The organism is Pirellulales bacterium, from assembly GCA_033762255.1.
In the GTDB taxonomy this organism is placed as follows: Bacteria; Planctomycetota; Planctomycetia; order Pirellulales; family JALHPA01; genus JANRLT01.
The window spans coordinates 1-21,010 of the sequence record JANRLT010000051.1 but is presented as its reverse complement, the minus strand read 5'-3'; the positions used below and the strand labels follow the sequence as shown (position 1 = coordinate 21,010).

Sequence of the window (21,010 nt, the reverse complement as noted above, 5' to 3'; positions counted from 1 at the left end):
CCCATGTCCCCCACGCCCGTCCTGACTGTCTCGGCCCTGACCACCCTGCTAAAGGAAGTGGTCGAAACCACCTTCCCCGAGGTCTGGGTCAGCGGCGAATTGACCAATTGCAGCGCCGCAGGTTCGGGACATTGGTACTTGTCGTTAAAGGACGACTCGGCCCAGATGAAGGCGGTCATTTGGCGTAGTACCGCGGCCAAACTCAAGTTTCAGCCGGAGGATGGCCTGGCGGTCATCGCCCGGGGGTATTTAGACCTTTACATCCCGCGCGGAACGTATCAGTTAGTGATAGAGGAACTTCACCCGCGCGGCGTTGGCACGGCGGAATTGGCCCTGCGACGGCTCAAGGAAAAGCTTGCCCGCGAGGGGCTGTTTGATCCCGCGCGCAAGCGTGAACTCCCCTCGTTTCCCCGCCGCATCGGGATTGTCACCAGTCCCACGGGAGCGGTGGTCAAGGATTTTTTGGAAGTGCTCCGCCGTCGTTGGCGCCTGGCCGATGTGCTCATCTTGCCCGCGCGTGTCCAAGGTGAAGAAGCACCGCGCGAAATTGCGGCGGCCATTCGCCGGGCTAGTGCTCTCTTGCCTCCGCTGGATGTGTTGGTCGTGGCCCGCGGGGGAGGTAGCAGCGAGGACCTGCAGGCGTTCAATGCGGAGGAAGTCGTTCGGGCCATGGCCGCGGTCCCCTGCCCCGTTGTTTCCGCCGTGGGACACGAGATTGACGTCACCCTGGCGGACTTGGTGGCGGATGTGCGGGCCTTGACCCCCAGTGAAGCGGCGGAACGGGTTGTTCCCTCCCTGGCTGAATTGCGTCAGCAGTTAGCCAAACTGGGAACTCGCTATCAAGCAAGCCTGGCTTGGCGGGCCGAGCAAGCCCGACGGCGGCTGGACCAGCTGGCAAATCGGCTCCCCTTTCGCCGACCTTATGAACGAATTTGGCAATGGTCGCAACAGCTCGACCAGTGGCAAACCGCCGCGACCCGCCAAATTCGACAGATCATGACCAATCACACAACCTTATTAGCCAGTCGAGCGGTCCAGTTAGAAGCCCTCAGCCCATTGCGGGTTTTAGGGCGGGGGTATAGTCTGACACGCCGGGGGGAGGATGGCATGTTGCTCTCCGCGGCCAGCGAGGTTAGGCTGGGCATGGAAATCATAACCCGGCTGGCCAATGGAGAAATTTCCAGCACGGTTACCCAGATTCTGCCAGAGAACCCCTCACGCACGGTCTGAACGCCATATTCCACAACAATCACGCTTCTCGACCTTGGCCATGTCTGTGCCCGACGATTCCCCCCCTGCCCCCTCCGATCTTAGCTTTGAACAAGCGCTTACCCGCCTGGACGAAATTGCCATGCGGCTGGAAGACCAGCGATTAGGGCTGAATGAATCCCTGGGCCTCTATGAAGAAGGCGTATCGCTTTTAAAAAAATGCCAAAATTTGCTTGCCGGGGCGGAACGTAAAATTGAACTTTTGACAGGTTTGGATGCCGGGGGACAACCCCTCACGCAACCATTTGCGGATACAGCGACATTTGCGGCCCCCACATCCGAAAATTCGCATTCCCCCGAACCAGTATCCGCAAAAAAACGGCCTGGCCCCGCTACTAGCTCTAAAAAAGCCGCTTCCGCAACCCCTATGCAACAACCTGAATCTCCACTCCAAGTTACCCCGCCCACCAAATCTGCAAAGATTAACAATTTGGCCCCCTGGGAAGATGATTCATTTTCCAAACCAGGAATAGACGACACAGGTAACCTTTTTTAGAATAAAATGCGTCACCGCAGATTGTGGAAAATCTGTTAGGCCAACAACCGTCGTGAATCAGCGATTCGTTTCTTTAGGATGAATTTCTCGCCCATGCCGCAACTTGCCACCCACGGTTTGAGCGAATCCCTGTTGGCCACCCGGGAAGTGATCGACGCGGCGTTGTTGGCGGCCTTGCAATTTACCCCGGGATGCCCCGAACGCTTGGCGGCGGCGATGCGATATTCGCTTTTGGCTCCAGGCAAGCGTCTCCGGCCCACGCTATTGTTATGGGGGGCCGAGGCTTGCGGTTGTGAGGATTGGGTAAATGGGCTTCCAGCCGCTTGTGCGGTAGAGATGATCCATACGTACTCGCTGATCCACGACGATTTGCCAGCGATGGATAATGACGACTTGCGGCGGGGACAGCCCACCTGTCACAGAGCATTTGACGAGGCGACTGCCATTTTGGCAGGTGATGGATTGCTCACGCTGGCCTTTGAGCAGTTAACCCGCCTCCATCCGCCAACGTTGGCCGCCACCGCTTGTACGGAATTGGCCAAGGCGGCTGGCCCGGTGGGCATGGTGGGGGGGCAAGCCAGCGATTTAGCGGCGGAGGGTCGATTTTTAACTGATCCGCTCCCTCCGGCGTCCGTAGAGCAATTGGAGTCGATCCACAGCCGCAAAACCGGCGCGATGATCCGAGTTTCCCTCAAATTGGGTGGAATGATCGCCTTTGCGGGGCGGGAACAGTTGGCAGCCTTGGATATTTACGGTCAAAAGATTGGATTGGCATTTCAGATCGCGGATGACTTGCTCGATGTGCAGGGGAGCGAAGTGGCTACAGGCAAAAGAGTTGGTAAAGATCACAATTTGGGTAAAATGACATACCCTACTTTGTGTGGCATTGCGGAAAGTCAACTCATGGCTAATCAATTAGTGGATGAAGCGATTGCGGCATTGGCACCGTTTGGTAACGCGGGCGAAAAGCTGGAAGCCCTGGCCCGCTATGTTGTGGAAAGGAATCACTGATGGATAACTTATTAAGCACCATCCAATCGCCGCGGGACCTAACCCGTCTTTCCCTGTCGCAGCTTGAACAGCTAGCCACTGAAATGCGGTTGGCCTTGTGCGAACTGCTGGCACACCGGACCGCGCACTTTGCGTCCAACCTGGGTGTCGTGGAGTTATGCCTGGCCTTGCACCGGGAATTTGATTTTTCCCATGACAGGCTGATCTGGGATACGGGCCACCAAATTTACCCCCATAAGTTAATTACCGGGCGTTACCAGCAATTCGACACCATCCGGACCAAAGGGGGGCTTATGGGTTACCCCAACCCCGCAGAAAGCCCCTATGACCTGTTTATGACCGGACATGCCGGTTGCAGCGTCTCCACGGCGCTGGGCCTGCGGTCGGGTGACGAGTTATTAGGCCAGGATGACCGCCATAGCGTGGCGGTGATTGGAGACGGGGCGTTGCCTTCGGGGATCGTGTTTGAGGCTCTCAACAATGCGGGGGGGCTAAAGTCCAAGCTGCTGGTGGTGCTGAACGATAATAAGATGTCCATTTGCAATCGCGTGGGGGGATTGGCCGAATATCTGGACCGCCTGCGGACTAACGATCTGTATAATAATTTTAAGCATGAAGTCAGCAACCTGTTAAAGAAAGTTCCCCTGGTCGGGGATCAAGCGGAACAACTCCTCTGGCAGATGAAGGAATCCCTCAAGCAAGGCTTGCACATGGGGATGCTGTTTGAAGAGATGGGCCTGCGCTACATTGGCCCGATCGACGGGCATAATTTGGCGCAACTGGGCAAATACCTAAAAATGGTCCGCAAGGTTGATGGTCCGGTCGTTCTGCATGTGGTAACGAACAAGGGGCACGGCTTTGAACCCGCCGAGCGCGACCCGGTGTATTATCACACGCCCGCTCCGTTTCGTTGCGGGGATAACGCCGAAGTCATCCCCTTAAAAAAGAGCTCTAGCCAGGCCTATACCGACATTGCCAGCCAGGCGATCCATGCCGCGCTCGAGCATGATCCGCGGGTGACGGTGATGACCGCCGCGATGTGCCAGGGGAATAAACTGGAGGCCGTGCGCGAGAAATTCCCCACCCGCTTTTTTGATACGGGCATTTGCGAGTCCCACGCCGTGGCCTTTGCCGCCGGCCAGGCCAAGACAGGACTCCGTCCGATTGTGGATATTTACAGCACATTCCTGCAGCGCAGTTACGATCAGATCTTTCAAGAGGTCGCCCTGCAGGATTTGCCGGTGACATTTATGCTCGACCGGGCGGGTTTGACCGGGCCGGACGGTCCGACGCATCATGGCTGCTTTGATATCGGGTACATGCGGCTCTTTCCCAATTTGACTGTCATGGCTCCCGGCGACAGCCGCGACCTAAGGGAAATGCTTTCCTGGGCGTTGTCCCACGGCGGGCCGTGCAGTCTGCGCTATCCCAAGGCCAACGCGGTGGAGGTCAAACAAGAGCGCGATCCCATTGAATACGGCCGCAGCGAGGTATTTTCCTGGGGCGCGGACGGCATGCTGATCGCTTGCGGGACGTTGTTGCCGGATTGCCTGCGAGCGGCGGAAATCCTGCGCGAGGCGGGTTACGACGTGGGTGTCATTAACGCCCGTTTTATTAAACCCCTGGACACGGATGCGATCTTGCGGGCGCTGACCAGCGCCGACTTTGTGGTGACCGTGGAAGAAGGGACCCTCATGACCGGATTTGGCAGCGCGGTGTTGGAGGCGGCCGCGGACGCGGGAATCAACGCAGCCCATCTGACCCGTCTGGGAATCCCCGACCGCTTTATCGAACATGGCGAGCGGGCGGAATTATTGGCCGAGCTAAAGCTGGACGTGGACGGCATCGTGCAAACCTGCCTGGACGCCGCCAGCCGCGCCGGCGTGCAACCGCGGGAAAGCTCTGTCCAGCGGCAGGTCTCTTAGATGACTGGCAACTTTGTAAACTCCATCCCCCGCGGTCGATGGGGAACTATTGCCATGCTTTTGCCGCGGGTTGTTTCTCAATTTGCATGGCTGGCGTTATTACTAGTGCTCAGTGCGGGGGGAACGCCTGGGCCAGCCCCAAACCATGCCAGGGGAGCCGAGCTACAACGCTTTACCGCGACCGAGCGGCACATGGGCATGTCCGTGCGCGTGGTCCTCTATGCCCCATCAGCGGATGAGGCGCAGGCGGGCTTTGCGGCGGTGTTTGGCACATTTGCACGGCTGAACCAGGTATTTAGCGATTATTTGCCAGACAGCGAACTCATGCGGCTCTGCAAGACAGCCAATGCGCAACCCGGGACGGCGGTTTCTGTCAGTGCGGATTTATTTCGCATCATAACCCTCGGCCAGCAATTGTCTCGTCAAACCGAGGGAGCGTTTGATGTAACCATCGGCCCCTTGACGCAACTTTGGCGTAAAAGCAAACGTACGCGCGCTCTACCGGCCCCGGAAGTCTTGGAACAGGCGAAGGCGGCGTTGGGCTATAAAAAACTGTTGCTCGATCCCCGGCAAGAGGCGGTAACCTTTTTGCGGGGAGACCTGCGTTTGGATTTAGGGGGAATTGCCGTCGGTTACACGATCGATCAAGCGCTCGCGGAGTTAAAAAAACTCGGGATCGAGCGGGCCATGATCGACGCTAGCGGCGATATCGGTTGTTCCGGGCCGCCACCAGGCCAAACCGGTTGGCGGATTGGGTTGACACCCCTGGATCCCGAGGCGCCGGCCAATCGTTACGTGCGCCTGGCCCACGGGGCAATTACCACCTCGGGCGACGCCTTTCAAAGTATTACCATTGACGGCACGCGCTACTCGCATATTGTCGATCCCGCCACAGGCCTGGGCTGCACTCGATGGAGCGCGACCACGGTGATAGCCCGCGATTGTGTTACGGCTGATAGTCTGGCCACGGCCATCTCGGTCCTGGGGCCCGAGCGTGGCCTACCGCTTCTTAGTAAATACCCCGGCACCGAGGCGGTGTTGCTGGTAGGTCCGGCAACAGGCCAGCCAACTCCTGATCATTCGTCCCCATCTCTGGAAAACTCTTCCGCTTCCTCCGCGCAATCCGCACAATCCCCCCGGGTGGTGGAATATTTTTCCTCGGGATTACAAAAGCTGCTAGAAGAACCCACGCTGGCCCCCGCCGATAAATAACACTTAATTCATCCAGAACGGCCGAACCCCGCAGGGTATTCCCATGTCAATAACGGTGGCGGGGCAGTGCCGGGCCACTTGACATTTAAGGGCTAGAATTGAAAATAGGGGTTTGGAGTTAGATTCAGCCCGCAGCGTTTTTTAGCCCGCAGCGTTAGCAAGGGACAGTCAGCCCGCCGTGTTAGCAAGGGACAGTCAGGTTTTCATATTCCTCGCTTACGCTTCGGTGTAGGTACACGATTATAACCCTTTCCCTCCCTTACGCTTCGGGCTATCGAAATAACATAAGCTTTTCGCGCACATAGCTCAGTTGGTTAGAGCGCCACCCTGATAAGGTGGAGGTCCCAAGTTCGAATCTTGGTGTGCGCACTGTTTTTTTGGCGTTTAACGCTAAATTAGCTACGAATAATTACCCGCGGCCGCGAATCCCTTTCAATGATTCAGGGCTTCATTTCTCTTAGCCATTCTGGCTGCATTCCTCTTAGTCATTCTGGCTGCGGCGGTGCCGCCGCCCCTTGACCAATAACCCTTGCCTTGGAGGCTTTGTGCCGGGGACGGGACAACTGGCGTGTCACCCGTTAAAATGCCTGGGATTCGGATTTTCTTTACAAACTTTCTGGCAAGTAGAACTTATGGCCAAACAACGGCGCACCGTCCAAGAACCGACGTTACCCGGTTGGGATGAGCCGGAGGCGGATCAAGCAAAACAATCCGTTGAACCTGCCGTGCCCATGGCGATGTCGCCGCCGGTCAGCCAAGCACGTATGCCTGTCCCTCATGATACGTTGATCCAGGAAATAGTTGAACAAAATATTGCCAGTCCTCTCGCCGCGCAACAATTTCCGCAATTTGTCCCCAATCCCACCCCCCCCGGCGATGTGCTTGAGCAGGCTACGGGTCAGCTCCTGGTTGCGAGTGAACTAGGGACGCCAGCGGATGCGCTGGAAAAAGTTTCCCGGGAGGGCTTTCCCGATCTGCGGGGAAAAACTGTTTGGGGGATTGATTCGATGTCGCTGATTTTTCAGGTGTTTCACGCCGTTCCAGAAATGACCAGCCCCCAGGGTCTGCCGGTCAACGCCGTGTTTGGTTTTACCCGCGATTTGTTTGCCATTTTGGAACAAAAGCGTCCCGATTATCTGTTTTGTGCTTATGACCTGGACGGGCCGACGTTTCGCCATGAGCTTTACGCCCCGTATAAGCAAAATCGCTCGGACATGCCGCCGGATTTGATCCCCCAGATCGCCATGATCCGCCGCGTGCTGGAAACGTTGGAGATTCCCATCTTGGAGTTGGCCGGTTACGAGGCGGATGACCTTTTGGCTACGCTAGCGCGGCGGGTGGAAGCGGCGGGTGGCGAATGCGTGCTGGTCACGGCGGATAAGGATTACCGCCAGCTCATCACGGACCGAGTTCGGCTGTATAGCATGCGTAAAAATCAATACTTTGACGCCGCCATGCTCTTGACCGAATGGGGGGTCGCGCCCGGGCAGGTCATTGACTACCAAGTTTTGGTCGGCGACGCGGTGGATAATATTCCCGGCGTTCCCCTCATTGGCCCAAAAATAGCCACGGAACTATTGCAAAAGTATGGCACGCTGGAAAATATTTTTGCCAACGCCCACGCGCTCACTGGCGAAAAGCGCAAGCAAAATCTGCTGGCAGCGCGGGATCAAACCGTGCTTGCCCGCCAACTGGTCCGCTTGGAAACCGATGTCAATATTGAAATTCCCTGGGCGGCCGCGGCATGTCGCGGTTTTTGCCCCCAATCCGCGCAAGAGTTATTTGCCGAATTAGGCTTTCACGCCTTGACCAATAAAATGCGCGGCGAGCAACTCCGGCAAGCGCCTGTTAAATTAGAGGCGACGTATCAAACAATTGATACGCCCGAAAAATTGGCATGGCTTGCGGCGGAATTAGGCCAAGTGGCGCAATTTTCGCTCGATACCGAAACAACCCATATTCACCCGCGTTGGGCGGAAATTGTGGGTATTTCGTGCGCCTGGCAACAGGGCGAGGCGTATTACATACCTATTCGCGCCCCGGAAAGAGACCAATGCCTGGATTTGCAACTGGTCTTGGACGTGTTGCGACCCATACTCGAAAACCCCGCTATTGGCAAAATCGGCCAAAATCTCAAATACGACCTGATTGTGCTGCGTTCGGCGGGCGTGGAAACGCGGGGAGTCGTATTTGACACGATGGTGGCCAGCTATTTATTGGATGCGGGGGAGCGTAATCATAATTTGGACGAGCTAGCCAGCCGCTATTTAAATCACAAAACAACCACCATCGCCGAATTGATCGGGACGGGTAAAGCGCAAAAGCGGATGGATGAAGTACCGGTGGAGCAGATAACGCATTATGCGGCGGAGGACGCGGATATTCCCCTCCGGTTGGAACCGCTGCTTACCGCCAAGCTGGCCCAGCGGCAGCTAACGGATCTAAATCAACGCGTCGAAGTGCCGTTGATCGACGTCCTGGCGGATCTAGAGTATCAGGGAATACGGGTGGACGCCGCGCAGTTGCGCGATCTCAGCGGCAAATATGAGATTGTGCTTGAGCGGTTGGAGGCCGAGATTCACGCTTTGGCAGGGCGCTCGTTCAATATCGCCTCCCCCAAGCAATTGCAGGAAGTTTTGTTTACCGAACAAAAACTGCCTGTGCTAAAGCGGACCAAGACCGGTCCCAGCACCGATGTGGAGGTGCTAGAGGAACTGGCCCTGCAACATCCGCTGCCGGCCAAGATTATTGAGTATCGCCAAATTTCCAAGCTAAAAAACACCTATATTGACGCATTACCGGAACTGATTCATCCGGCCACTGGGCGGGTGCACGCCAGTTTTCACCAGGCGGTCGCGGCGACGGGGCGGCTCAGCAGTAGCGATCCCAATTTGCAAAATATCCCCATTCGGACTGAAAGCGGCCGGGAAATTCGCGCGGCGTTTTTGCCGGGGAACCCCGACTGGCGGTTAGTTGCCGCGGATTATTCGCAAATCGAACTGCGCGTGCTGGCGCATTATTCCGGCGACGAAACGATGTGCCAGGCGTTCCAAAACGACGAGGACATTCACGCCCGCGTGGCCAGCCAGGTTTTTCATGTGCCGCTGGACCAGGTGACCAGCGCCCAGCGCCGCGTGGCCAAAGCGGTCAACTTTGGGATTATTTATGGTCAAAGTCCCTTCGGCCTGGCAAAAGCCCTGGGGATCGAGCAAACCGCCGCGGCGGAGTTTATCGACGCGTACTTTCGCGGGTATCCGGGGGTGGCGGCGTTTATGGAACAAGTGCTGGCGGACTGCGCGCGCCAGGGTTATGTTGGCACGATCCTGGGCCGTAGACGTGCAATTACCGGGGTCAAGCCCCCCAATCCGGCCCATGCGGCCCTACCCCCCAGCGCGTCCCAGCGGCAAAAGAGCCTGCCAGAACGGACCGCCATCAACACGGTCATTCAGGGATCGGCGGCGGACCTGATTAAGTTGGCGATGCTGGCGATCCATCGGCGTTTATCGTCGGAAAACTGGCAAACCAAAATGCTCTTGCAAATTCACGATGAACTGGTATTTGAAGCTCCACCAACGGAAATCGACGCGATAAGCGAACTGATCGAACAAGAGATGACTGGCGTCATGCAGCTAAAAGTGCCGTTAAAAGTCGATTTAAAGGCGGGGCGCACCTGGGCGGAGTGCGAATGAGGGGGGCGGGGATCAGGAGTCAGGGAACCGGGGGTAAGATGGGATGCCCATTCTCCCTTGCTGACGCTGCGGGCTAATATACACAGAGAACAAAAAAACACGGCCCGCGGAGTGTTCCGCGGGCCGTGCGTTTGTATCCACCTGACTAACTGGCCTTGCTCCGCCCCGTTTTGCGGAGCGTGGGTGGGTTAGTACACGTAGATGACGTCCCCACCGATTAACCATTGGTTATCGCTGGCACCGTCGTCATAAGGATTTGTACCGCCTGCATTGACTGGCCCGTCATACCAATCATAGCGAATTTCCGGACGTACCGTCAGATTCGGGAAATTGTAAGGCTTCCAGTTGGCGCCCAGGGCCACATCATAGAAGTTCCCCGCCCAACCACCAGTACTGGCGGGGTTGGTGCTAAAGCCCAGGGCCGGATAATCGCCGACAGCGGCCACACGGGTGCCATCATCATCACGGAACCATTCGGCCCGAATACCGGCGGTCCAGCTGCAGTTGATCTTGTAGAACAAGTACTGATTGATGCCGTACCATTCGCCCCGTTCGCCGGAGTTGTTGACGTTTTCTTGATAGCCGTTGTCGCTTTGAAACACATAACTCAGGCGGTCAGTCAGCGTGCGGCTGTACACGATGCTCATGATATGGCGATCGTCCGTCGGTTCGGGGATACCAAACGTGGTCGAATCCTTGCCATAATGTCCCGCAACGGCCAATTTGCTGTTTCCGTCGCTGGCGGTAAAGGTGGCACCATACAACACGGACTGATAGCCTACGACATTATCAAAGTTATCCCAGCCGTTGGTGATCCCGCCAAACAATGCCAATTGATCGTTGGCATTGTAAGTCACCAAAGCGCCGGTGTGGGTAAACGGCTCGCCGTATTGGAAGGTATAGGGAATCGAGTAAAAGAAGTTGTCCGGGGCGGTCACCACTTGATACCCGATGATCGTATAAAAGCGACCGAGTTTCGCGTTCAACTTCTTGTTACCCACTTCCGCGTACAACTGAGGCAGATCCAAACCGTAAAAACGATTGGTGTCCCACTTGGCCGTAAAGTTATCGCGGGCGGACAAGCCACGGGAGATATTAAAGCGGTAGTCCGAACCATACAGCAGGTCAATCCGACCACCCCAGCCGATATCACCGGCTTCGGTATTGGCCACAGTCTGCTTTTCGGCGATAAAATACAATTGGTTGAGCAACGGTTCGTCCCGATCACCAAACGTGACCGGCCCGTTCCAGTTGCTGGCGGGGTTGTCAAAGTTGCCGAAGTAACCGGCTGCCACCCAACCGCGGAAGTTCAGATCGTGGCAATTGGATTCGTTGCAATGTCCGAATAAACGCCAGGGATCATCGCGATCCTCACATTCCAGCTTGCATTCTTCACAGCCGGTCCCGCAGCCACTGTCGCAACCACAGGCGGCGTCAGCGCCGCAACCGGGGTCACAAGCGCCGTTGGTACAGTTGGCGGCGCAACCGGGGTCGGTGGGGCAGGCACTGGTGCAGGTGCCATCGGTGCAGCCGCCCGCATAACTGGCGACGGGAGCGGCTTCCGCCGCGGGGGGAGCGGCTTCCATCGGCGCTGTGGCCGGAGCCATGTCGCTGGGGGAACCGGCCGGCATTTGCGCCGACGCTTGATAATAACTTCCGTACTCAATGCCGGTCTGTGCAACGCGCGGTTGACGTTGACCGTATTGAGCCATTGCTGTCGCGGCCGACATGCCGCCGGCCAAGGCGATCAACATCGCCCACTTAGAAACCTTCATGTCCGTGACTCCAGTCCATTGAGGAAACGGGAAATTACCGTGTGTTCCATACACACGCATCAGGTGGATACCTGTTTGGCAGGTGCATCCGAGCTCCAGCCGCCAATTTTTCTACCGGGCTATGATGCTGAAAATCGTATCGTCCCCGTTACAAACGCAATTTCAGAGAAATCAGCTACTTTGTGCAATCATGGCACAGCTTTCGGCTATTTTTGCGAAACCTTGACGGCTGTTCTGATCCTGACCAGAGCCTCCCCAGTCGACTTTACCGATTAGGTAATCTCTGCCGATTGGCCAACATTGATTTATTTGCACCCAAGGGAGCGCCATGAACTGGTCCCCGGGGGAGGGCATTATGGTAATTTATGCCGGTTAGAAAAGAATTACCGCCGACTCATTGAGCGGCTGATGATCAAAATACCAACAACCCTGCTAGCAGACTTGCTTTGTTAAACCTTTAGTTAGAATGAGCATTAACATAACGCTTCTGCTGCTGATGTGCAAAATATGGCAAGAGAATTAGCCCAATTCCTCGGTCAAGCCGCTAAAGAGTGCCTGGACAAAGGTTTGCGGCGAAAAGGGAATCAGATCGTCCGCTTGTTCCCCCACCCCCACGAATTTGACCGGCAGGCCAAACTGCTGTCGGATGGGGATCACCACGCCCCCTTTGGCCGTGCCATCAATTTTACTTAGCACAATTCCCGTGCAATTGACCGCCGCGGTAAAGCCCCGTGCCTGGCTGATTGCGTTTTGACCGCTAGTCCCATCCAATACCAACAGCACCTCGTGCGGGGCATCGGGGAGCCGTTTGCCGATGACGCGGTGGATTTTCCCCAATTCGTCCATCAGATTTTGCTGAGTTTGCAGCCGTCCGGCGGTGTCAACGATGCAGACGTCATAATTTCCCGTGATGGCGGTGTCCACCGCCCGGTGGGCGACGCTGGCTGGGTCGGCCCCCTGCCCCGCGGTGACAATCTCTGCCCCCAGGCGTTCCGCCCAGATGGTCAGTTGCTGGACCGCCGCCGCGCGAAAGGTGTCCCCCGCCCCCAGAATGACGCGTTCCCCCCGCTGCCGAAACATCCGGGTAAGTTTGGCAATGGAGGTGGTCTTTCCCGAGCCATTCACCCCCGCCACCATAATTATCGTCGGCCCAGCCGGATTGCGGCGTAGTTCGCCCCCCTCTTGGGCGAGCAGTTCCAGCAGTTCCGCCTCCACACTGGCTAAAAGGTCCCGCATGGTCAGGACGCGAGCGCGAAAATCGCGTTGCACCCGCTCGCAAATTTTATTGGCCGCGGCGGGGCCCATGTCGGTTTTGATCAGGATCGCGCGTAACTTATCTAAAAATTCATCATCCAGGAGCTGCCCCTGGGCTTTAAATAGGTCGCGGATGTCGGTGTTGAGTATTTGCGACGTTTTGTGCAAACTGTCGCGGATGCGCGCCAGCCAGGATTTTTTGGTGGGGGGCGTTTCACTGGCGGGTTGTTCCCGGGAACCGGCCAAGGGGGAATCCGCCTCGGCGGGCAAGTCCGCGGCCCGTGGCGCATCGACCGTCGGGGACGGGGGAGAGGCGGGCGCTTTCTTAAATAAATCAAATAGTCCCATAGCGGGCGATAAGCTGATATTGCAAAAGTGAAAAAAGTTAACCGGCGGGGGAGGCCGGACCATCCGGGGTGTCGTCCTTGCGGTGACCAGCCAAAAAACGATCTAAGATGCCATTCACAAAAGGTCCGGAATGGCTGGAGCCAAAACGTTTGGCAAGATCGACCGCCTCATTGATGGCGACCCGGTCGGGCGTGCCATAAAAAAGAATTTCGTACGCGCCGAGCCGCAGGACGTTACGGTCGGTCACCGCCATGCGGTTGACGGTCCAGTTATCCGCGGTCTTGCCCAGCATATCGTCGAGTTCCTGCCGATTGCGGCGCACGCCCGAAATGAGCGCGCGGGCGAACTCCACCAGTTCTTCCTCGCGCAGGCGGCGAACCAAAAAGGCGTCCGCCTCCGCGGGGTTATGACCGGGATTCAAATCGTCCTGAAATAGGACCTGCAAAGCGACTTCACGTGCTCGGGTACGGCGTGCCATATAAAAATTTTACAGGATGCGCGCTGATTTGGCGAGTCGCGGGAAAAATCATCCCGCGTCAAAACTACATGCCGATGAATTTTAGAATAATGTGTCGCTGCGGAGGGGGCGAAATCCGGCAAAATTTGACCACCGGCGGGAAACCGGCAAGGTTACACCTCGTCATCCATGCTGTTAAAAATATCGGGCATATCTGGCAACGGGAATTCATCCAGTAAGGAAATCATTTGCAGCGCGGATAGCGCGCATTCGGCCCCTTTGTTGCCATGACTTCCCCCCGCGCGATTCAGCGCTTGCTCCAAGGTGTCGCACGTCAACAGTCCAAAGGCCACCGGTCGGGAATTTAACAGGCCGGCGTTCATCAAAGCGATACTGACCGCGCGATTTATATGCTGATCATGCGTGGTTTCGCCCCGGATGACAGCTCCCAGACAAATGAGCGCGTTGTATTCCTCCGCTTGCAGCATTCGCGACGCCATAAGCGGCAATTCAAACGCCCCGGGCACCCAGACGACATCGATGTTTTCCGGGTCGACATGATGGGCCTGCAAAGTTTCCAATGTTCCCGCGAGCAATTTGGACGTGACCGCTTCGTTGTATTTAGATACGACCACGCCAATAAAGTTATTACGACCTTCTATTTTTGGCAAGAAAACCCGGGGTTGTTTTTGTTTAGAGTTTGTTTTAGAGGGCATGGTTAGGCGCGGAGAAGATGTAATTGTTGAACGAAAGAACTTGGTGAGAGCCCCCAGCGGGGAGTTATGACGATTTCATGCTCATCAGAAACTCGGCGTTGGTTTTGGTCTTGGCCATGCGGGTGGTCAGCATTTCCATGGCGTCGGGCGGATTCATGTCGTGCAGCACCCGCCGCAACACGCAAATCCGGCGGTATTCGTCAGGATCCAGCAACCGTTCTTCGCGGCGCGTGCCACTGCGGTTGATATCGATCGCCGGCCAAATCCGTTTATCCGCCATTTTGCGGTCCAAGACAATTTCTTGGTTGCCCGTCCCCTTAAACTCTTCAAAAATCACCGTATCCATCATGCTGCCCGTCTCGACCAGGGCCGTGCCGATAATTGTCAACGAGCCCCCTTCCTCCACCTTGCGGGCGGAGCCAAAAAACTTTTTGGGGGCTTGCAGGGCGTTGGCATCGACACCGCCGCTCAGGAGCTTGCCGGAACTGGGAATTTCGGAATTCCACGCCCGCGCTAGCCGCGTGATCGAATCCAAAAAGATCACCACCTGATGGCCATATTCGACCAGGCGTTTGGCCTTTTCCAGCACCATTTCGCTGACTTGGATATGCCGCGCGGCTGGCTCGTCAAAGGTGGAGCTGATTACTTCGCAATTTCGCCCCTTGATCTCGCGCTCCATGTCGGTCACTTCCTCGGGGCGTTCGTCAATCAACAGCATAATCACGAAGCTGTCGGGATAATTGGCCAGGACCGCCTTGGCCATTTTTTGCAGTAGGATCGTCTTGCCCGCGCGCGGCGGACTGACAATCAACCCCCGCTGGCCAAAGCCGATCGGCACGATCAGGTCAATTACCCGCGTCTCTAGCTCATTTTGGGTGGTTTCCAACCGAATTCGCAAATCCGGGTGCAACGGCGTCAGATCATCAAATCCGATTTTGCTATGAACCTCTGTCGGGTCCCGGTAATTGATGGATTCCACCCGCAACATGGCAAAATAGCGCTCGTTTTCCTTGGGCGGGCGAATTTGGCCCGTCACCGTGGTGCCGGTTTTTAGTCCAAAGCGGCGAATTTGGCTGGGGGAAATATAAATATCGTCCGGGCAACTGATGTAGTGGTAGTCGGGGCTGCGCAAAAAGCCAAACCCGTCCGGCAAAATCTCTAGCGTTCCCTCGCCATACATCAGGCCATTCATTTTGACCCGGTGTTTTAGCAGTTGAAAAATCAAATCCTGCTTTTTGACGCCGGTAATGTCGGCCAATTCCGCGCGCCGGGCCTCTTCCATCAGTTCGGGCATGGACATCCGCTGCAATTCGCCCAGGTTGGAGCCGGGGTGTTGCTTGGCCAATTCCGCTAATTCATCACCCGGCAAAACCCCGGTGCGGTCCAGTTGTTCCGCAATTTCCTCCGCCAGGGAAAGCGGTTCTTGTTCGCGTTGGCGCTCGCGCTGCTTATCTTTTTGGCTTTTATCCGTTTTGTCGTTTTTTTCGCCCGGATGGCTGGCGGTTCGAGCAACAACTTTTTCGCTATCTCCTTTTTTACCAGTCGCAGCTTCCGGAGTTTGGCTTGTTTCTTTATTGAGGTGGGCCCGCAGCGGAGACTCAAACTTTGCTCCACCTCCCGGTCGGGATGCGGATCCAGGGGGGGTGGTTCTGGCCGCGGGGGACTCGCCGGGATCAACGGTGGTAGCTAACGAAATATGCGGCGTGGGCGTCGTACCTGCGGGCGTGCTGGCGGAGCCAGGCGGATCCAACGGGGGAGCTACCGACTTCGCCGCCACATTTGCTGATTCCGCCGCTGGCTTACGAGATTTGGAACTGCGTGATTCAGGCATAAAGAAAACTCCCCACAGGAGTTGCGGCAATCCACGAATTAATTGAAAAAAATTGGTAAAAAATGCCAAGCGCCGGTCACTTGGTCGGGTCGTTGTAACATGCGAGGACTGCCAGCTGGCAAAAACAACCAATCCAGACGTGCAAAAATTGTGCACAATCCCAAAAATGGAAAAGCGCAAGCTGCATCGGTGAATGCCCAATCATTTGGGGATCGGCCAACTTAGCTGACGGCCAGCTAGCCGATTCGCGAACGCGCAGGGGGAATGGAGTTTCCCATCCGGGGAAAAATGTCTCAGGCGGGAGGCCAAACATCCTGTGGCACAATTGATCAAACCGCGGGTTACTGGACAGGTTTCGCCGGCGGGCACCCGGAAACTGGGCTGGCGGCGATCAAAGAGGAGCAAAGCCTGTCCAGTCGGTCCACAGCTTTCTCAACTGCTGTTCAGTATATTCGGCGGTCCCGGAATTATCTAGGGAAAAATCCGCCCGGGATTTTTTTACCTCCAGAGGCTCCTGGGCGGCCTCCCGCGCGGCAAATTGGGCCTCTGTCCAGCCAGGGCGGGTAAGTGCCCGTTGCAAGCGGATTTCGCGGGGGCAATCCACAAAAAGGATAAAATCGCATAAGGCGTCCCAGCCGCTTTTTAACATGACCGGCGCGTCTAAAATCGCCAACGGGACATTTTGGCGGCGTAACTCCGACAATTGAGATTCTAACAATTGCCGAATACGGGGATGGCTGACGCTTTCCAGCCACTTGAGTTCCTGGGGGGCGGTGGGCGTGTCGCCAAAAACGATAGCGGCCACGGCGGAACGGGAAATTTCGCCCGTTTCATCGATGATGGATTTTCCCCAACGGGCAACCAATTGGTCGCGAATGTCGGGTTGCCGCAGGACCTGGTGCCCGGCCTGGTCGGCATTGAGCCATACCCCCCCCCAGCCCACGAGCGTCCGGGCGACAAAACTTTTGCCGCTGGCGACGCCGCCCAGAATGCCGAGGATTCGCATGGTTAAGAGGAATGGAAAGTAAAAGAGCCTTAGGTGCTAATTTGATTTGGCGCCTAACAATCCAACTTTAATGCCATTTTTTTGCAAGATTGAAGTGGCCTTTTGATTCACAAACAAGAGCACGATCAGGCCAAAGATGGGGATCAACGTAAGAATACCCATAAGAATGCCGGTCCCTTGGCCATAGATTTTGATGGCGAGCATAAAGACAAAGACCGCGCCGATGATGCTGATGATGATCGAGGCTAGGCTGGTAAAAATGCCTAATTGCGGGGGTAATAAAAATGTGGCGACCATCAAAATCAACTGGAACAGAATGCAAAACAGCAGACCTTTTTGCGAGGAGATAATTCTTGGCAGGTCCGCTGCGGTGGCATTTCCCGCATCCTCCAAGGTTGCGGTTTCGATTACTTGAGGAGCTTCATAGGGATTGGACTGCATTTTATAACCTAAATGAATTGAGATTATTCTAGAAATCAGTTGCCATAGTTAGAAAAAACATTGTACCTTAATTCTACTCGAAACAATATGGATTTTACTTTTACAGAAAACATGATGACACGCCTAAACCAGCTTAGTCGAGCAATTTTATTTTGCATCCCCGCAATCCCCCTTTTTGCCGCGGAACCAGCCAGTCCGTGGCGCACCCAGGAAATCGAAACCCAGCTTACCATCGGCTATGCCGTTTCCCTGTGCGATGTCAATGCCGACGCCCAAACCGACATTGTCGTGGTAGATGCCGATCGCGTTGTTTGGTACGAAAATCCCACTTGGAAGCGCCGCACGATTATCGCGGCGGGGCAAACCGAGCGGGATAATGTATGCATCGCTCCGGCGGATATCGATGCCGACGGGCAGTTGGACTTTGCCCTGGGGGCGGCTTGGCGACCGGCGGACACTTCCACCGGCGGCACCCTGCAGTGGCTGCGGCGGGGCAAAACACTCGACGATCCCTGGGACGTCCTTTCCATCGGTAGCGAACCGACCATGCATCGAATGCGTTTTGCCGATTTTGATAACGATGGACAGCCCGAGTTATACTGCGCGCCGCTACTCGGACGCGGAACCACCAAGCCCCACTTTGCCGAGTCCGGCGTCCGAATTCTCCGCTACAAGATCCCCGCCAATCCCGGCAAAGATCCCTGGGTGCCGGAAGTCATCAACGAAACGCTGCATGTCACGCATAATTTGTGGCCCTGCGATGTCAATCGCGATGGTAAACTGGAAATGCTGCTCGTTAGCTTTGAGGGCGTGCATCAACTAACGCCTACAGCCAGTGGTTCTTGGCAAGTGGAAAAGTTGGGTGCTGGCAATCAAGACACCACGCCCAATAAGGGAGCCAGCGAGGTAAAGCTGGGCAGATTGAACAACGAGAGCAATTACATCGCCACCATTGAGCCGTGGCACGGCTTTCAGGTGGTGGTGTATACGCCACCATCAAAGGCGGGCGAATTGTGGCAGCGAAATGTCATTGACGAACAACTCCTCTGGGGGCACGCCGTTTGGTGTGCCAACCTGGACGACGACCCGGCCGAGGAACTGGTCATCGGCGTGCGTGATCAGCAAAGCGAGCAATTTCGCAGCGGAATCCGCATTTATGATCCAACCCCCGACCCCCAACAACCCGGTGGTACGGCGTGGCGGCGGCAGATTGTCGATCCGGGGGGCGTGGCGGTCGAGGATGCCGCCGCGGCGGACCTAAACGGCGATGGGCGGGTGGACATTGTCGCCTGCGGCCGCGCGACCAAGAATGTGCGGATTTACTGGAACGAGGCAGGGGCTAACAAAGACGCCGCTGGCAAATAAAGCCGCCGCTGGTATCGGCGGAAACAAGCGGCGTGGATGCTGGATGGTCATGGTTAAGCATGATTTCATTTTTTGGTTTATGTTTGCTCGGGATATGCCCCCAGGAAACCGACTTTGATTCCGTTAGACTTAAGCAAAATGGTTGCTTTACGGAAAATAATAATCAGTACAACTCATCCCAACACTGGGATCAAAAACAATATTCCTAATAATATTCCGATGCCGGTGCCATAGATTTTCATCGCCAATCGAAACACAAACACGATGCAGACCAAGCCAGCGATACCAGCGGCGAGATTGACGGGACGCTCTATTTCCTCTGATACAAATAAACCTAGTACGATTGCCCCCAAATAAATTAAGATACAAACCAAGGCACCCGTTTAAAAGCCCGCGATGCGTCGCAATTCTTTCTGTGAACCGCTAGTATCTTCTGTCATCCTCGGCATATCGACAGTATGCGGAGCTTGATAAGGATTTATTTCCATAAAGTTGATTTCACACGCAATTTTGTTGAAATGCAAGTGTAACGCGAGCTTAATTCAGTTTCCATCATCCGTGTGACACCTTTCCTTTTTATGCCGATCTATCCGCGAACCTAATTACCAAAAATTTTCTCAGCCAAGAACGGAATTTTGGTTCCGTGTTTGATTTTGTGCCAAGAGCTATGCTACTGTGTCTGATATTAGCAAAAATCCACGTGATTTGCCGCGTTTACCAGTCAGGGAAAACGCATTATAATAAGTGTGGATTGGTTATTTGTGAAAATTGCATTTCGGCCGCCTGGTGAAATTGGCAGACACGCCAGACTTAGGATCTGGTGCCTCACGGCGTCGGGGTTCGAGTCCCCGGGCGGCCATTGAACAGATGTTCACTGACTGGCAATGACAGTAAATGCGGGGAATTTTCATCTTGTGAAACTGTGAGACAGTCGGAAATACCCCCTGAGTGCGCTACCTTGTGCGCTACCTTTTTTGTCTCTGCATTATGCCTCTCGAGCGCGTCGGCTAGGTCGGCATCCGTGAACACCCAATAATGATCCCGCGCGGTCTGGACGTCATGGCCGCTAATCGCCGCCGCTAATGTTTCGGGCAATATCTGGCGGAGTTCATTGCAGCGTGAATCCCTTAGGTTTTTAAATATGTTCGGCCAGGGGGTTAGTCCCGCGCGAATGACAATATCGCGGAATGGTTCCGCCAAATTGGTGTCCTTGCCTTGCCGCAGGTGTTGAACAAATATCTTTTCGTGGGGACGTTTAGCTGGCTTGCCGGGTTCCTCAAAATAAGCTTCCAACTCGCGGCGGACTTCTGGCCAGAGGGGGACAATCTTTTCCTCCTTGCCAGCATACCGTTCTGTTTTAGGTGTTCTGATCCGCAGGCGGTTCTGATCCCAGAACACGTCCCCCCACGTCATCTCGCATAACTCACTGGCACCGCGCACCGGAGCGTATCGTCCCATTGCGATAATGACACGCCATTCCTGGGTGCGGCATGCGGATAAACACTTTTCGTACATCTCGCGGGTAACGAAAAAATAGCGGTTCAGGTTAGACTTCACCTTGCCGGTCATTTTGGCAAAATGGCTTTTCGGGATCAGTCCTAGTTCCACGGCGTCGGCGAAAATTTGCTTGCAATCCCCGATCCGTTTTCTGGCGGTATTTTCGGCCAGTCCTGTATCGGCGGCGTTTTCCCCGTGTTTAGACTTGCGCGACTGAGGGGATCGCAACCAGACGCCATACTCGGCGGCGTCGCGGGGTGTTATTGATTCAATGGGACGATCCCCCAAAAACTGAATCAGGCTATTTACCGATAACTGCCATCGGCGGCGCGTGCTATCTTTCCATTTAGCAAGAATGGAATGGCGGCGCATATAGTCTTTGGCATGATCGGCCACCGTTACCACGGCCTGGGGGATCGCTGCTTGTCGCGGGTCTGTCAAATCCGCCTTCACCAGCTTGCCATGTTGTGCATCGCTGAGTCCCCCTAACCATCGGACCGTCGCGGCATGGGGGACCTGGGATTCATCAGCGGCGCAAACCACAAGATGCTCGATATGGCTTTTCCACTTATCCAACTCCCCGGCTTTGCTGGTGAGGGGTAAGTAGATCGCGCGTCGGCGTCGGTCGCCTGGGTGAATGAAAACGATCCGATACGCTTTGGCGGTTTTACTTAGACTGGCCATTTATTCCGGTTCCTTGCTGGAAAGTTCGATCCTG

Annotated in this window: 15 protein-coding genes and 2 tRNA genes; 9 read left to right on the top strand and 8 right to left on the bottom strand. The window is 55.6% G+C overall.

The genetic code is table 11. The annotated features are described in order from the left end of the window. Nucleotides 1-3: 3 nt before the first annotated feature. From xseA to polA, 7 genes are all read left to right on the top strand, one after another. Nucleotides 4-1,230 (top strand): exodeoxyribonuclease VII large subunit, encoded by a 1,227-nt coding sequence (gene xseA / locus SFX18_14645; GenBank protein MDX1964387.1) that lies wholly within the window; start codon nucleotides 4-6, stop codon nucleotides 1,228-1,230. Between the two features lie 40 nt (nucleotides 1,231-1,270). Beyond that, a complete protein-coding gene (xseB, locus tag SFX18_14640; GenBank protein MDX1964386.1) occupies nucleotides 1,271-1,765 on the top strand; it encodes an exodeoxyribonuclease VII small subunit in 495 nt (164 codons plus the stop codon). Between the two features lie 93 nt (nucleotides 1,766-1,858). Further along, the gene (locus SFX18_14635) at nucleotides 1,859-2,776 is read left to right on the top strand and encodes a polyprenyl synthetase family protein (GenBank protein MDX1964385.1); all 918 of its coding nucleotides are present in this window, start codon (nucleotides 1,859-1,861) and stop codon (nucleotides 2,774-2,776) included. Further along, nucleotides 2,776-4,701, top strand: a complete 1,926-nt coding sequence (gene dxs, locus SFX18_14630) for a 1-deoxy-D-xylulose-5-phosphate synthase (protein MDX1964384.1) — start codon at nucleotides 2,776-2,778, stop codon at nucleotides 4,699-4,701. The genes SFX18_14635 and dxs overlap by 1 nt, the downstream gene beginning before the upstream one ends. Before the next feature lie 54 nt (nucleotides 4,702-4,755). Then, entirely contained in the window at nucleotides 4,756-5,913 is a 1,158-nt protein-coding gene (locus SFX18_14625; protein ID MDX1964383.1) for an FAD:protein FMN transferase, read from the top strand. 295 nt (nucleotides 5,914-6,208) lie between these two features. Continuing rightward, nucleotides 6,209-6,282, top strand: a tRNA-Ile gene (locus SFX18_14620). Nucleotides 6,283-6,545: 263 nt separating this feature from the next. After that, nucleotides 6,546-9,602 (top strand): DNA polymerase I, encoded by a 3,057-nt coding sequence (gene polA / locus SFX18_14615; protein MDX1964382.1) that lies wholly within the window; start codon nucleotides 6,546-6,548, stop codon nucleotides 9,600-9,602. Nucleotides 9,603-9,790: 188 nt separating this feature from the next. On the opposite strand, the gene SFX18_14610 is transcribed toward polA, so the two are convergent. The 7 genes from SFX18_14610 to SFX18_14580 all read right to left on the bottom strand — a co-directional run bounded on the left by SFX18_14610 (nucleotide 9,791) and on the right by SFX18_14580 (nucleotide 17,430). Further along, on the bottom strand, nucleotides 9,791-11,377 hold the full coding sequence (locus SFX18_14610; protein ID MDX1964381.1) for a porin: 1,587 nt from the start codon (nucleotides 11,375-11,377) through the stop codon (nucleotides 9,791-9,793). Between the two features lie 519 nt (nucleotides 11,378-11,896). Continuing rightward, nucleotides 11,897-12,979: a signal recognition particle-docking protein FtsY gene (ftsY, locus tag SFX18_14605; GenBank protein MDX1964380.1), complete on the bottom strand. Its 1,083-nt coding sequence runs from the start codon at nucleotides 12,977-12,979 to the stop codon at nucleotides 11,897-11,899. A 37-nt stretch (nucleotides 12,980-13,016) separates the two neighbouring features. After that, nucleotides 13,017-13,457: a transcription antitermination factor NusB gene (nusB, locus tag SFX18_14600; GenBank protein ID MDX1964379.1), complete on the bottom strand. Its 441-nt coding sequence runs from the start codon at nucleotides 13,455-13,457 to the stop codon at nucleotides 13,017-13,019. 152 nt (nucleotides 13,458-13,609) lie between these two features. Further along, nucleotides 13,610-14,152, bottom strand: a complete 543-nt coding sequence (gene ribH / locus SFX18_14595; GenBank protein ID MDX1964378.1) for a 6,7-dimethyl-8-ribityllumazine synthase — start codon at nucleotides 14,150-14,152, stop codon at nucleotides 13,610-13,612. A 64-nt stretch (nucleotides 14,153-14,216) separates the two neighbouring features. Then, a complete protein-coding gene (gene rho / locus SFX18_14590) occupies nucleotides 14,217-15,497 on the bottom strand; it encodes a transcription termination factor Rho (protein MDX1964377.1) in 1,281 nt (426 codons plus the stop codon). A gap of 877 nt (nucleotides 15,498-16,374) precedes the next feature. Beyond that, nucleotides 16,375-16,989 (bottom strand): dephospho-CoA kinase, encoded by a 615-nt coding sequence (gene coaE, locus SFX18_14585; protein ID MDX1964376.1) that lies wholly within the window; start codon nucleotides 16,987-16,989, stop codon nucleotides 16,375-16,377. A 36-nt stretch (nucleotides 16,990-17,025) separates the two neighbouring features. Next, nucleotides 17,026-17,430, bottom strand: a complete 405-nt coding sequence (locus tag SFX18_14580) for a hypothetical protein (GenBank protein ID MDX1964375.1) — start codon at nucleotides 17,428-17,430, stop codon at nucleotides 17,026-17,028. 111 nt (nucleotides 17,431-17,541) lie between these two features. On the opposite strand from SFX18_14580, the gene SFX18_14575 reads away from it, so the two are divergent. Both SFX18_14575 and SFX18_14570 read left to right on the top strand, forming a co-directional pair. Beyond that, on the top strand, nucleotides 17,542-18,795 hold the full coding sequence (locus SFX18_14575) for a VCBS repeat-containing protein (protein ID MDX1964374.1): 1,254 nt from the start codon (nucleotides 17,542-17,544) through the stop codon (nucleotides 18,793-18,795). 777 nt (nucleotides 18,796-19,572) lie between these two features. Further along, nucleotides 19,573-19,654, top strand: a tRNA-Leu gene (locus tag SFX18_14570). Here the strand turns inward: SFX18_14570 and SFX18_14565 are convergent. Continuing rightward, on the bottom strand, nucleotides 19,621-20,976 hold the full coding sequence (locus SFX18_14565) for a phage integrase SAM-like domain-containing protein (GenBank protein MDX1964373.1): 1,356 nt from the start codon (nucleotides 20,974-20,976) through the stop codon (nucleotides 19,621-19,623). The genes SFX18_14570 and SFX18_14565 overlap by 34 nt on opposite strands. Nucleotides 20,977-21,010: the final 34 nt, after the last annotated feature.

Bases quoted from the DNA above. Each gene is read 5' to 3' on its own strand.
- xseA (MDX1964387.1), top strand. From the start codon at position 4: ATGTCCCCCACGCCCGTCCTGACTGTCTCGGCCCTGACCACCCTGCTA.
- xseB (MDX1964386.1), top strand. From the start codon at position 1,271: ATGTCTGTGCCCGACGATTCCCCCCCTGCCCCCTCCGATCTTAGCTTT.
- SFX18_14635 (MDX1964385.1), top strand. From the start codon at position 1,859: ATGCCGCAACTTGCCACCCACGGTTTGAGCGAATCCCTGTTGGCCACC.
- dxs (MDX1964384.1), top strand. From the start codon at position 2,776: ATGGATAACTTATTAAGCACCATCCAATCGCCGCGGGACCTAACCCGT.
- SFX18_14625 (MDX1964383.1), top strand. From the start codon at position 4,756: ATGCTTTTGCCGCGGGTTGTTTCTCAATTTGCATGGCTGGCGTTATTA.
- polA (MDX1964382.1), top strand. From the start codon at position 6,546: ATGGCCAAACAACGGCGCACCGTCCAAGAACCGACGTTACCCGGTTGG.
- SFX18_14610 (MDX1964381.1), bottom strand. From the start codon at position 11,377: ATGAAGGTTTCTAAGTGGGCGATGTTGATCGCCTTGGCCGGCGGCATG.
- ftsY (MDX1964380.1), bottom strand. From the start codon at position 12,979: ATGGGACTATTTGATTTATTTAAGAAAGCGCCCGCCTCTCCCCCGTCC.
- nusB (MDX1964379.1), bottom strand. From the start codon at position 13,457: ATGGCACGCCGTACCCGAGCACGTGAAGTCGCTTTGCAGGTCCTATTT.
- ribH (MDX1964378.1), bottom strand. From the start codon at position 14,152: ATGCCCTCTAAAACAAACTCTAAACAAAAACAACCCCGGGTTTTCTTG.
- coaE (MDX1964376.1), bottom strand. From the start codon at position 16,989: ATGCGAATCCTCGGCATTCTGGGCGGCGTCGCCAGCGGCAAAAGTTTT.
- SFX18_14580 (MDX1964375.1), bottom strand. From the start codon at position 17,430: ATGCAGTCCAATCCCTATGAAGCTCCTCAAGTAATCGAAACCGCAACC.
- SFX18_14575 (MDX1964374.1), top strand. From the start codon at position 17,542: ATGATGACACGCCTAAACCAGCTTAGTCGAGCAATTTTATTTTGCATC.
- SFX18_14565 (MDX1964373.1), bottom strand. From the start codon at position 20,976: ATGGCCAGTCTAAGTAAAACCGCCAAAGCGTATCGGATCGTTTTCATT.